Annotated in this window: 5 protein-coding genes; 2 read left to right on the top strand and 3 right to left on the bottom strand. The window is 71.4% G+C overall.

Annotated features, from left to right (window positions below; translation table 11 throughout):
• Positions 1-9 precede the first annotated feature (9 nt).
• The gene (locus AB0C69_RS28295; RefSeq protein ID WP_360358228.1) at positions 10-1,503 is read right to left on the bottom strand and encodes a hypothetical protein; all 1,494 of its coding nucleotides are present in this window, start codon (positions 1,501-1,503) and stop codon (positions 10-12) included.
• A 42-nt stretch (positions 1,504-1,545) separates the two neighbouring features.
• Positions 1,546-3,285: an AAA family ATPase gene (locus AB0C69_RS28290; RefSeq protein ID WP_360358227.1), complete on the bottom strand. Its 1,740-nt coding sequence runs from the start codon at positions 3,283-3,285 to the stop codon at positions 1,546-1,548.
• Positions 3,286-3,435: 150 nt separating this feature from the next.
• On the opposite strand from AB0C69_RS28290, the gene AB0C69_RS28285 reads away from it, so the two are divergent.
• A complete protein-coding gene (locus AB0C69_RS28285; protein ID WP_360358226.1) occupies positions 3,436-6,072 on the top strand; it encodes an ATP-binding protein in 2,637 nt (878 codons plus the stop codon).
• Positions 6,057-10,112 (top strand): hypothetical protein, encoded by a 4,056-nt coding sequence (locus AB0C69_RS28280; RefSeq protein WP_360358225.1) that lies wholly within the window; start codon positions 6,057-6,059, stop codon positions 10,110-10,112. The genes AB0C69_RS28285 and AB0C69_RS28280 overlap by 16 nt, the downstream gene beginning before the upstream one ends.
• 228 nt (positions 10,113-10,340) lie before the next feature.
• Here AB0C69_RS28280 and AB0C69_RS28275 read toward each other — a convergent pair whose 3' ends face one another.
• Positions 10,341-10,907, bottom strand: a complete 567-nt coding sequence (locus AB0C69_RS28275; protein ID WP_360358224.1) for a hypothetical protein — start codon at positions 10,905-10,907, stop codon at positions 10,341-10,343.
• Positions 10,908-11,142: the final 235 nt, after the last annotated feature.

Raw genomic sequence — 11,142 nt, 5'->3', positions numbered from 1 at the left:
GGCGTGCGGTCAGCGTTCGACGAGCCGCTCCGGCGCGGCGGACGGCCCCGTGACGGCGTACCGCAGCGCCGCCGGGAGCCGCGTCTCCGGGTTGGCGATGAGGCCGCCGACCTGCCCCGCGCCCGCCATCTCCTCGGCCACCGCGCCCGGGCGCACGCCGAGCACGTAGTCGGCCTCCATCGGGCTCACCGCGGTGACGCACCCGGGGGGCAGCGTCGCGTACGCGCCGAGGAAGACGCGGCTGCCCTCCGGGATCAGCGAGGCGAGCGCGCGGAGGACGATCCGCGCGGCCGGGCCGGTCACGGTCACGGTCTGCATCTGCTGCAGCGCCTGCCGGATCCGGGCGAGCTGCTCCCCGCTGACGACGCCGCTGGCGACGAGGGCGTTGGTCTTCGGGACCACGCCGTTGCGCCGGCTGATCACGACGGAGTCGTTCACCTTCGACACGACGAGGCCCCGCTTCTCCCGGGAGGCCGTGATCGTCTTGACGGCCCGGCGGGACGCGGCGAGGCTCGGGAACCCCGGGATCTGGTGGATGCCGCGCGCTCCGCAGACGGTCACCTGGGTCCCGTGGACGTGCACCTCGTCGATCGTCTCGTCGCGCATCAGCTCGCCGAGCAGGTGCGTGCCGTTCAGGACGTGGTAGACCCTGCTGGCCATGGCCGGATCCCCGCCGGTGTGCCGGGTGAGGACCTCCAGCCAGAGCTCGGCCACGCGCGGGCGGAGGCTGGTGGCGATCCGCTCGGCGGTGGCCCACGCCGGGTCCGCCGCGGGCGGGGGCGGGGGAGCGGCGCCTTCCGCGGACTCCTGCGGCACCTGCGCGGGCTGAGGGGCCGGTGCGGGCTGCGCGGGCTGCGCCGCCTCCGGGGTCCGCGCGGGCTGCGGGGCCTCCGGTGCCTGCGCGGGGGGCGGCGCCTGGAACCCCTGCCCGGCCGTCCCGAAGGGCGTGCTGCGCGTGGTCCGGTGGTCCTGCGGGGGCGCGGCGGACCACGCCGCACCGTTCGCGTCCGGGGCGGAGGGGGCCTCGGCGCTCGGCGCGGCCCCGAGGTCCTCGGAAGGCTGCTCCGCAGCCGCGTCCGCGGGCTCCTCCGGCGTGTCCGCGGGCTCCTCCGGCGTGTCCGCGGGCTCCTCCGGTTCCTGATTCCGGGGCTCGTTCCGCGCCTTCGGCTTCTCCGCGGCCGGCGGCGTCCGGGCCTCCGCCTCGCCCGCACCGGCCGCCGCCTGCTCGGCCGGTGCCCCCGCGGGCGGTTGCGCCGGCGCGGAGGCGGCGCCGTTGGCGGGGTCGTCCCAGGCGGAGAACAGCGACGCCCAGTCGTCCTGCGGGCTCCCCGTCGCGGTGCCGGCGCCCGTGTCCGCCGGCGCGGCGGGAGCGGGGGCCGGGGCGCCGGTCACCAGTAGCTTGTCCTGCGAGGGTTGCTCTTCCGGCCCGTCGTCCTCCTCCTGGCCGACGCCGATGGCCGCCCAGAAGTCCATTCCGGTGGCGGGCTCATTTTGCGCTGCCATATGGCCGCTTCCTTTCTCGTGACAGGGCCGGATCGAGAATGATCACTTCGGATCCATGCCGAGGATCCTCTTCAGGAGGCCGCCGCGGCCGCCCGCGGGCTGCGCGGCCAGGGACTGGCCGAACACCGGGTCCCCGGTGACGAACTGGAGGATCTCACGGAACGTCGTGTCCAGGTCCGGACCGATCCGCAGCGCGTTCAGCCGCCGGTTGTTGGCGGCCTGCGTCCACTCCAGGTCCTCCGGGATCATGCCGACGAACCGCCAGCCCGGCATCAGGTCCATGACGTCCTCCGGGCTGCAGTCCACGTCGGCCCGGGCCCGGTTGAGGATGAGCGACAGCTTCTCGGGGTCCACGCCGCCGCTCCGGGAGTGCCGCGGCATGGTGATCGCGCTCAGCCAGGCGCGGGCGGCCTCGAGCGTCACCCGGTTGGGCTCGACCGGGACAAGGATCGCGTCGGCCTCCGGCAGCACCAGGTCGGTGAACGTCATGTGGTAGAGCTCGGCGACGGGAGTGTCGACGAACACGAAGTCGAACGCCTGCCGCAGCACGGCGATGATGCGCCGGTACAGCACCGCGTTGATCAGCGCCGGGTCGGCCATGGTGACGTCCTGCGGGCCGAGCAGCGTGAACAGGTCAGCGTCCGGGATGTGCGCGAGATGGTTGCGCACGGACTCCACCCTGAGCGAGCCGTTCGCCTGGAGCAGGTCGAGGATGGTCGGCGACTCCACGTTCAGGTACCGCGCGACGTCGGCCTGCTGGAAGTTGGTGTCGACCAGCGCCACCCTCCCCGGCCGGCCGGCCGCGTGCAGGTGCCTGGCCGCGTAGACCGAGAGGTTCACGGCCGTGGTGGTCTTGCCCACGCCGCCCTTGGCGGAGGCGATGGCGATGACCCGTCCCAGGGCCGGCGGAGGGCCCTCGGCCCTGACCGTCGCCGCCACCGGCGTCGGCTGCGGACCCGGCCACCCGTTCGAGGCCGGCTGGGCCGGCATCAGGTTGTGGTCGTGCCTCGTCGCGGAACCCGCGTCCGGCACCGGCTCGGCCGGGCCTGCCGGGGCCGGTTGACGTCCCGCGAACCCCTGCTGCCCCTGCGCGGTCGCCGGCCACGGCTGGGAGCCGGGAGCCGGGGCGGAGGGCGCGGGCGGTTCGGTGCCCTGCGGCACGGCACCGGGCGGCTGCGCGAAGGACGGCGGCTGCGCCGGATTCGGGTTCCAGCCGCCGGCGGGGGGCTGGCCTGTGGCGGCGGGTCGCTCGGCGGGCGCCGGAGCCGGCGGCTGGGCGGCAGGCGGCTGGGCGGCCGAGAACGGCTGCGCCGCCGGCTGCTGCTGACCGGCGGCCGGCGGCCTGGCCGCGGCCGGCGGCGGGGTCGCGGCCGGTGGCGGGGCGGCGGGCTGGGCGGCGGGCTGGGCGGCGGGCTGGGCCTGCGGCGGACCGGCGATGCCGACCAGTGCCAGCAGGTCCGACATCTTGAGCTGCCCGCCGAGGACGTGGACGCCCGGGGCGAAGGCGTCGCCCCGCTCCGCGAAGTAGCCGTGCACGAGCACGGTGAACCCGCGGCCGGCGAGCCCGTTCGCCAGGACGGCCACACCGGCGCCCGGAAGGTCCTCGACGAACCCCGGGGCGAACATGAAAGCGGCGGGAGAACCGACCCGCCCGCTCTTGGACAGGTCGCGAAGTTCCGCCGCGGAGGCGGCGTCGTACACCGCGGAGAACCGGCCGGTCTCCCGCAAACTCCGGGCGACGCCCGGATCCCCCGCGACGACGAGGTTCGGCGCAGTTGCCATCACTCAGTGTCCTCAGCGCTCTGGTTGTCACCCGACCGGAGAAGCGGCCGGAATCTCTAATAGCGACTGTGCGGACAATGACGGATGCCGCCAGCCCCGGTTGCCGGACTGTCTCCCTGAGAGCCAACACAACCAGGGAGATGACAGCACATGGTCAACCTGAGGGCGGCGCTCGGACGTCTCACCGGGACCAGCCGCGCAGGCCGTTCCGAGGCCGACACCGCCACCATGTGGACCACTCCGTACGCCTGGCGCACCGCCGACGGCGTCTACGTCGGCTACAACGGCGAGGTGTGGATCTACCGCACCGTGCGCCTGTCGCCGATGAAGTGGGAGGACCCGGCGGAGCAGCTGTCCATGGCGGCGCCGCTGTCGCGGCTCCTGGGCGACCTCGGCCGGACGTCGCGGCAGCCCGTGGGCGGTCTGGCGACCCTGTCCAACAACCGCAACGTCCACCTGGTCTCGATCACCTGGGACGACCTCGTCACCCCGCCGAAGGAGAACACCGACGAGCTGCGCGCCTACCAGGCTGAGGCCTTCGGCTTCCTGGCCCCGAAGCGCGTCCTGTTCGTCGGCGTGCAGCTCCGGTCGTCGCTCATGGACAAGACGTCCCGCGCCGGCAAGGGCTCGCAGGGCGGCATGGGGACGGTCAAGGCCCTGACCGACCTGGTCAAGGAATCCATGGCCGACGACGTCCCCGACCTGGCGGACTACCAGAAGGACATGGAGCACATCGTCTCCATCTTCAAGCGGGCGGACGCGCAGGAGCCGACCCGGCAGGAGCTCGACCAGCTGGAGTCCTGGTACAACCTCGGGCGGGGCCCGGACGCGGTGATCGAGGAGATGCCGACCCGGCTCGACGTGACCGGCATCGGCGAGCTGGAGATGGCCGCCGTCATGCGGTTCGACCAGCCGATCATGCCGTCCCCCGACGCCCAGTGGGCGCTGGACGTGATCAGCCACCCCGGCGACGCCCCGCACGTCATCTCGATCAGGGCTGAGCTCGAACCCGCGAACCTGACGCGGGCGAGGGCCCGCCGGGCGCAGCGCCGGATCATGTCCAACATGGAGGAGGAGCGCAAGACCCAGGACCTGGAGAAGGTCGAGCTCTCCCAGACCTTCCAGCAGGCCAAGGAGGTCGAGGACTACCTCGCGAGCTCCAACCAGCCCATGCTGGCCCAGTGCAGCTTCATCATGGCGCGGGAGATGACCGACGCCACCGAGACCTACATGGAGTTCCTCGCCCAGTACTACGGGATCCAGATGAAGGCGCTGGAGCACCGGCAGATCCAGGCGCTGGAGGAGACCCTGCCCTGCTCCTCCGTCCGGGTGAACCCGTTCCTGCAGGACGTCAACGTGCCGATGGTCTCGCACGCCGGGCTCCAGGCGTTCTCCGACCTCGGCGACGACGTCGGCGTCTACGGCGGGCTCATCGACCCGGACGGCACGCCGTTCTTCGTCGACCCGCTCGGCGCCCCCCGCAAGAACCTGCCGCCGGTCTTCGGCATCTTCGGCGACCCGGGCAGCGGCAAGACCTTCTTCGCGCAGTCCGTCGCCACCCAGGCCGCGCTGAACGGCCTGCCGGTGATCTTCGTGAACCCGAAGGGCGGCGACTCCCTCTACGGGATGGTGGACTACGTCCAGCGGCTGGGGATCCCCGCCGGCCGGGTGTCGATGTCGGCGCTGGAGGAGTCGCCCGGGGCCTTCGACCCGTTCCGGTACGCGCCGCCGACGATCGCGGCCGAGATCGCGAACGTGCACATCCTGTCCGCGCTGGACGACTCCCGCGACGGGCTCTCGCTGTCGGAGCGGCTCGCGCTCGGCTCCGGGCTGAAGCGCGGGGCGCTCAACGGCGCGCGCTGCGTCTGGGACGCCCTGAAGTACGTCCCCGGCGAGGACGCGGAGCGGGTGCGCAGCCTGGTGGAGCAGCAGATGGAGGCGTCCTCGATGTTCTCCCTCGGCATCGCCCTCCAGCCGCTGCCCCGCCTGGACATGTCGCAGCGGCTCACGCTGGTCGACTTCGACCGCGAGCTCGGCCTGCCGGAGGGCAAGACCCCGAGCGAGTACTCGGTGTCGGAGCGCATCGCGCTGGCGGCGGTGCGCCTGGTCATCCGCGCCTCGCTGGAGATCCTCATCGCCAACCGCTCGGGCGTGCTGATCGTGGACGAGGCGTGGACCTTCCTCTCGCAGGCCGAGGGCCTGGCCTCGCTGCAGCGCATCTCCCGTGAGGGCCGGTCGCTGAACATCATGCCGGTGTTCCTCACCCAGCGGATCGCGGACGTGGTCACCAAGGACCTCGAGTCCTACCTGAGCCGGGTGCTGGTGCTGAAGCTGAACGAGAAGCGCGAGGCGGAGACGGCGCTGCGGCTGTGCGGCCTCAACCCGACCCCCGAGCGGCTCTCGCAGATCCGCGAATTCGGCCCGCTGCCACCCGAGGACGGCAAGCCCGCGCGCTGGGCGCGCGGCATCTTCCGCGACCTGTTCGGACGGCACGCCCAGGTCGTCCTCGGCCCCACGCCGCCCGAGGCCGCGCAGGCGTACAGCACGAACCCGGAGGACCGCCGCAAGCGCGAGGAGGCCCGCAGGGAGCGCGAGGAGGCCGAGCGGGCCGAGTACGAGGCCGCCGTCGCCGCCGCCGCGCGGATGGAGGATCCCGGCGCGACCGCGCCGGCGCAGAACGGCGCGGTCCCGGGGCACGACATCAGCGCCGCGCCGCACACGGGACACGACGTCACCGCCGCGCCGCCGCAGACGGGGGAGGAGCAGAACCCATGGCTCGTCGGCTGAGGCCCGGCACGGCCCGCCGCGGCGATCCGCGGAAGCGGGGCCGTTCCGTCCAGGGGGAACCGGGCGGCGCGAAGGCGGCACCCCCGCGCCCGCGCCGCGGACTCCAGTTGCTGGTGTGGGTACTGGCGCTGACCGTCTTCGGCGGTCTCGCGCTGCTCTCCGGGCAGACCGAGGGCTTCGGAACCGGCGGCCGGCCATCGCACGCCGCCGCGCCCGCCGTGTCGCCCGCGTCCTCCGCCCCCTCGGCGCCCGCCGCTTCCGCTGGGCCGGTCGATTCCACTGTGCCCGGCGCGTCCTCCGCGCCGGTTGCGCAGGCCGGGGCGGGCGCCGGCGGGCGCCTGCTCGCGGCGGCCCCGAACGACGAGCCCACCTATGACATCAACCGGGACGACTGCGAGGCCTACAGCGAGGCGAGGGAGTTCCTGCCGCTGCACCGGTGGACGTCCTTCGAGCTCTTCGTGGTGGACAACGCCCGGATCTTCAAGACCCAGCGGTTCGTCTCGATGATCGCCAGCCTGATGTTCATGGCGGGAGGGCTCTGCTGGCGGATCATCGGCTCGCTCATGGGGTTCGGCTACTCGTTCGACATGATCTGCCGGGCGGCGGATCCGATCAACTCCGTCGTGCGCACCTTCTCGCTGTACGCGGCCTGGTTCCTGATCCCTTCGTGGATCTTCGTCATGGCGGCGGTGATCCGGCGCTGGTCCAGCAGCGGACACCGCCGGGGGCCCGCGGCCGCGATGCGCCTGGTCACGGTGTTCCTGGCCGCGAACGGGCTGATCTTCTTCATCGGCGACCAGGCTGACAAGCACCAGGACAACCCGACGGCGGCGTACACGATGCCGTGGATGGCCGCGACCGTCCAGGGCTGGTTCACCACCGCGGCGGACTCGCTCTACGACCTGCAGAAGATCGGCAGGATCAACGACGGCACGGACAACAATCCCGTGTTCTACGACGCCCACCCGGACGGCGGGGCGGGCCCGGTCACCTGCGCGAAGTTCGACGACAAGCTCAACGACGAGTACATGGCCCGGAACAAGGAGACCTCACTCGCCAGTGGCAAACAGGCGATGGTGCAGGTGAGCAAGATGTGGGAGATCTCGCTCGTCCGTTCCTGGCAGGCCGCGCAGTTCGGCGAGGGGACGAAGCAGTTCCCCTCGCCCGCCCACGCGTCCTGCCGCTGGCTCGAGGCCAACGCCGACGTGAGCACCGAGAACAAGCTGGAGGCCTACGACCTGGCGACCGGCCACGCCAAGAACACCACCACGTCGAACTCGGCCCGCGGGTACTTCATCGACCCCGCCGCGGACGAGCAGATGATCATGATCGCCTGGGGCGCGTGCAAGGCCAACGACGACGGGCTCGGCAGCGCCCACACGATCCCGCAGTGGGACAAGGCCACCGACACCAAGGACAAGGCGAAGGCCTGCGAGAAGCTCTACAGCAACGTCACCTACGAGGACGACAAGAGCGGGCACCAGTTCAGCGTCGCCGGTATCGACGTGCTCTGCTTTCTCTGCGACAACGGCACGATGGGCACGTTCTACTTCAACGGCGACGACGAACTCAAGGACAAGCTGGGGAACTGCTACGCGAGCGAGCCCGCCTGCCAGGCCGACTGGAACTTCGTCAGCGCCTGGCTGGGCAAGAACCAGGCCCAGCGGCTCACCCAGGGTCTGCTGTCGATGATCGTCGCCTTCGTCTTCCTGTTCGTCATGGGACCAATGGCGATCGGTATGACAGTGTCCAGTGTGGGTTTGGCAGGGCTTGTCATGATATTGCCCTTGACATTGCTGCTCATAGGAGCGGGCCTGCCGCAAGGGATGAGACTGCTCAAACTCACCGGAGCGGCGGCGGCGGGTGACGCCCTCTTCACCCTTGCCCTGACGTTCCTGACCATGCTCACCGATACGACGTACCAGGCCATCGAGGCGACCACCAAGGACGGCACGCCGAACTTCTTCCAGCAGGTCGCGCAGGGCGCGGCGCCCCTGGTGGCGCTGTTCCTGTTCAAGAAGATCAGCAAGATCCTGAGCCTGGGGGACATCTCCTCCACCTCGGGGGCCACGGGGTTCGCCTCGGCCATCGTGCTGCGGGGCAGCGGCGACCGGAGGCTGTCGCGCAACGCCGGCCAGCAGGTGGCCCAGCGCCTCGGCCGCCTCGGCGTGGGCAAGATGCGGCTGGCCGCACTGGACGAGCGGTCGCTGCAGCGGCGCATGCTCAACAACCGCGCGACGAGGGCGGTCGCCGGCGTGGCGAAGAAGGGGGCGCAGCGGGCCACCCGCCCGATCACCGACTGGGCGAAGGACAAGTACGACGGCGGCCGCGCGAAGCTCCAGCACGGCATGAACGCCCTGCAGCGCAAGGCCTCGTCCGGGTCGCCCGCGCAGCGTGCGGCCGCGTACGCCGGGCTGACCGCGGGTCTGGCCGGCCTGACGATGATGGCGCCGCCGGCGGTGCTGGCGACGCTGCCGCTGATGGCCTTCACCGGCTCCGCGGCGGCCGGGCGCGGCATCCAGGCCGGCGTCAACGGGATCAGGGGAGGGCGCTCCGGAGCCGGCGGCGACGGGACGGGCATGGCCGCGATCTCCGCGGCGGGCATGCCCACGGCGAACAGCGCCCGGACGGGCCTGCGGCAGGCCGACGACTGGCATCGCAACATCATCCGCGTCAGCGACTCCGAGGAGCAGCGGCGGCTGATGGGCGAGCACGCCGAGGAGGGCCTGAACATGCTGCGGGCCCGGCAGTGGGGCCAGGGGCAGCCCGGCGGGCTCCACCCGGAGTTCACCGGATTCGTCAACGACGAGGAGAAGATGCGAGCGCTCGCCGACGCGGCGAACGCGATGGGCCTGAACGCCAGCCAGCTCAAGGTCAGCAATCAGGGGCTGCTCGCCCCCGACGTGGAGTTCGCGAACGGCCGGCCCCAGGGCATCACCGCCGAGCAGCTGGGCATGCTCCCGCACCTGTTCCTGCCCGCGCGCGACCGGCGGCCCCAGATGACCGCCGACGGCGTCCTGGAGAACCAGGACCAGCAGATCGCCCGGATGACGGCGCAGCTCAGGGAACGCGGCTACATCACCGACGAAGGCGAGATCGTCAACGTCCTGGAGGCCCACGGGCTCGACACGCGCCTTCCCGAGGTGAAGGTGCGGGTGGAGCGCTGGCTCGAGGGGGGCAAGGACGAGGAGATCTCGCGCATCACCATCGCCCCCCGGCGGGGAGAGGTCGCCGCCGTGGAGGCCGCCCGGAACTGGGCCAGCGATGTCGACATGCCGGCCCCCGACATCCGCCAGCGGCGCGACGTGGAGGCGGTGAGCGGCGTGATGGCCGCCGCACGGAACGAGATCGGAGACTTCAACAGGATCCGCATCGAGATGCCGGACGGCACCTTCGCGTCGGCCGGCAACCTCCAGCGCCAGCTCGAAGGGGAGATCCGCTCCATGGTGAGCGTCGCCATGGAGACCAAGAACCTGCACGACACGATGAACGCGGGAACGATCACCGGGGAGTTCTTCGGAGCGGAGTACGCCCGGCTCACCCAGGCGCAGCAGGAGGCCGCCCAGCAGGTCGACAGGCTGAGCGCCATGTTCCGGGACGCGGTCGACGCGTCCCGCTCGGCGCGGGGCGTCTGCGAACTGCGGGTGCAGATGGCCGATCCGAACAGCATGATCGACGCCGATGAGCTGACGCGGCTCGCCGACCAGATCACCAAGAACAACCAGCAGGCGCAGCAGCAGATGCACCAGGAGATCGACAGGCTGGTCGGTGCCATCTCCCAGCGGCCGACCGACTCGGGGGCCGCGGCGGGGATCCTCCGCAGCCTCGACGAGCTGCGGGACGTGTTCGACAGGGAGGGCCGCGGCGAACGCTCGGAGAACCAGGCGGTGATCGACCGGCTGAGCGACCTGGAGCGGTCGCTCCAGGACAGCAGGCGGATGACCCAGGTCGACCCCCGGCTGGCGGCGAACGCGAACACCCCGGTCGACATCCGCAGGGTGCTGCGGGACATGTACCGGGACGAGATGGCCAGAACCTAGGCTGCGTTCTCGCAGTCCCGGCCCGCATCCGCTCGCCTCCGGCTTCGCTCCACCGGCCAGGTCACGCGTTCGCGCGCGTGGCCGAGGTCTCTGCGGACGGGACCTAGCCGGAAGGCGCCGGGAGCCGAAAGAAGAACCGGCCTCCACCCCACTGGGGTGGAGGCCGGTCGTCGTCGGGGTTCGGGTCGTGTTCCCGCAGGTCCAGGGAACCTGCGCCTGCGAAGGTGTTCAGTTGGCGTCCTTGAGGACGGTCTCGCAGTAGGCGGTGTCGTGCTGCTTGAGGCACGACTCGAACTCGGTGACCTTCTGCTCGAACTCCGTCGTGGAGTCGATGACCTTCCAGTCGTACTCGTCCGGGCCGAAGGTCTGGTCGAAGTGGATGCGGGCCCCGCCGTCGATGGCGTTGCCCCGGACCGGCCCGTAGTCGCCCAGGCCGTTGAGGGTGAACCCGCTGGGGGTACCGGACCCGTTGATCTGCTGTGCGTTCGGCAGGCGGGCCGGCTTGCCCTCGGCGTCGAAGTGCACCAGCGTGTACTTCCCCGTGACCTGTCCCCCCTGGGGGTGGAACTGGAGGTCCAGCATGGCGTGCTGCTCGCCGTGCTTGAGCATCAGGATGAGCTCGCGGGGCTCGTTCGCCGGGGCCGTCGCGCTGGGCTTGGGGTCGGTCTGGTCGCTGGCGCTGTCCGAGCCGGTCATCTTGACGAGACCGAACGTCAGGCCGGCGGCGGCCAGTGCGGCCACGACGGCCAGGACGATGAGCTGGATGCGTCGGTTGTTCGGCTGCTCGCTGTTCACGGTATTTCCCTTCGGTGAAGGCGCGAGAAGCCGGGTGATGGACCCGGCTTCTGTACGCGTCTGATGAGATGCGAACAAGGCCGGGTCGGCTTTGTTTGCAATGTGCCCATCAATTGTCGCGCACACGGCACCCTGTTCGCAAGCGAAAAGTGCAGTGTGGCCGTTTCTGGGGCGAGCTCGTGAACTGAGCGCAGGCACAATGAAGAAGGCCGTTACGCCGATTCCGCGTGCCGAT

The organism is Actinomadura sp. NPDC048032, from assembly GCF_040653175.1.
GTDB classification, from domain to species: domain Bacteria; phylum Actinomycetota; class Actinomycetes; order Streptosporangiales; family Streptosporangiaceae; genus Spirillospora; species Spirillospora verrucosospora.
This window is presented reverse-complemented; position numbering and strand designations above follow the sequence as displayed.

What these genes read in the sequence shown, in the direction of transcription:
- AB0C69_RS28295 (WP_360358228.1), bottom strand. Translation starts at nt 1,503, where the DNA reads ATGGCAGCGCAAAATGAGCCCGCCACCGGAATGGACTTCTGGGCGGCC.
- AB0C69_RS28290 (WP_360358227.1), bottom strand. Translation starts at nt 3,285, where the DNA reads ATGGCAACTGCGCCGAACCTCGTCGTCGCGGGGGATCCGGGCGTCGCC.
- AB0C69_RS28285 (WP_360358226.1), top strand. Translation starts at nt 3,436, where the DNA reads ATGGTCAACCTGAGGGCGGCGCTCGGACGTCTCACCGGGACCAGCCGC.
- AB0C69_RS28280 (WP_360358225.1), top strand. Translation starts at nt 6,057, where the DNA reads ATGGCTCGTCGGCTGAGGCCCGGCACGGCCCGCCGCGGCGATCCGCGG.